1 protein-coding gene and 1 pseudogene are annotated in these 1,394 nt (G+C 61.0%); both read left to right on the forward strand.

What is annotated here, in order from left to right:
• The first annotated feature begins 104 nt into the window (after positions 1-104).
• Positions 105-743: a DUF305 domain-containing protein gene (locus tag NW809_RS12595; RefSeq protein WP_414346209.1), complete on the forward strand. Its 639-nt coding sequence runs from the start codon at positions 105-107 to the stop codon at positions 741-743.
• Between the two features lie 112 nt (positions 744-855).
• Positions 856-1,394, forward strand: a pseudogene (locus tag NW809_RS12600) (apolipoprotein N-acyltransferase); the annotation flags it as partial.

Genomic DNA, 1,394 nt, shown 5'->3' on the forward strand with positions numbered 1-1,394 from the left:
AGCTAAGGGATCCCACTCTGGCGCCAGGATCGCCAAAGGGTTTGACTCCAGAGGGGGCTGGAAGGCGTAGGATATTGACCTGTTGTCCTCGGAGAGAAGTGGCGATGCGCCTGACTGTCTGTGCTCTCATCCTGGCTGGTGGGTTTGTCCTGGGCAATCCCTGGCTTGCCAGGGAGCTGGGGCTAGAGGCAACTGCTCATGAGAACAAGGGGGGGCTCTCAATCCAGAGAGCTCATCGGCTAGGCCTAGGCCCTGCCGACGAATCCTTCGAACTGCGGTTTCTGGATGCGATGATCCTCCACCACGAGGGAGCGGTGAGCATGGCCACAGAAGCCCTGCAAAAATCCCGGCGGCGGGAAATTCGTCAGTTGGCCAGGGCCATTGGGGTCGCCCAAAGCCAAGAAATCAAGCAGATGCAAGACTGGCGGCTGAGCTGGTACCCGCTAGCTCCCCAGGAGCCCGTCATGTGGCATGAAGAGATGGGCCACCAGATGGCCATGACTCCAGAAATGATCTCGGCTATGCGCATGGATACCGACCTGGGAGCCGCTGACCCTGAGTTCGATCTGCGCTTCCTGCAAGCAATGATCCAGCACCACGAAGGAGCCCTGGTCATGGCTAGAGAGGCTCTGGAAAAATCCAAGTGCCCCGAGATTCGGCAACTGGCAACAGCCATTGTCACTACCCAGCAAGCGGAGATTGAGCAAATGCGGGCCTGGCAAAAGCGGTGGTATCCGCGCTAGGGCCGCTGGGATCGTTTGCAGGCCTCAGCAGGCTCTGTAAAGATGATGGGATGCGAGCAAGGCCGGCTCTTGCGGCTGCCCGCAGCACTCAGAGGATTCCCCTGCATTGCCAATGGCCCTAGAGCTGCCCTCCTTCCCTCAACACCCGGCTTTGCTCCCACCGCTTCGCCCAGAGTGGAGATCCCGCTGGCTGGCGGGGCTGGCCGTTTTGCTGCTGTGTTTGGGATCCCCCAACCGCTGGCTGCACTGGTTTCCGGGAGCGCTGCTGGGCCTAGCGCCTCTGTTTTACCTTTGCGAACAGCAACAGGGTTGGAGGCAGTGGCGTTTGGCCTATGGCCTCTGGTTTTGCGTGTGCCTGTACGCCTTCTGGGTGGATCCCTTCTCGCTTCAAGTGCTCAGCGCCTGGGAGATCCTGGGAGGAGCAGTGGTGGCTCCCCTGATCCCTCTGTTTTTCACAACAGCCACGGTCTTGAGCTTGGCGCTAAGCCGGCCCCTCCCCCCCTGGGCACGTCCCCTGGGCCTGGCCACGGTCTGGACAGGCCTGGATGGGCTGCTGGGCCTGCTCTGGTGGCCGATCCCCTTTCATTGGGGATCCCTGCTCTTTGACTGGCCCCTGGGGATCCAAATTGCCGATCTCACCGGGATCTGGGG

The organism is Synechococcus sp. WC101 (assembly GCF_047461555.1).
GTDB lineage: Bacteria > Cyanobacteriota > Cyanobacteriia > Thermostichales > Thermostichaceae > Thermostichus.

Bases quoted from the DNA above. Each gene is read 5' to 3' on its own strand.
- NW809_RS12595 (WP_414346209.1), top strand. From the start codon at position 105: ATGCGCCTGACTGTCTGTGCTCTCATCCTGGCTGGTGGGTTTGTCCTG.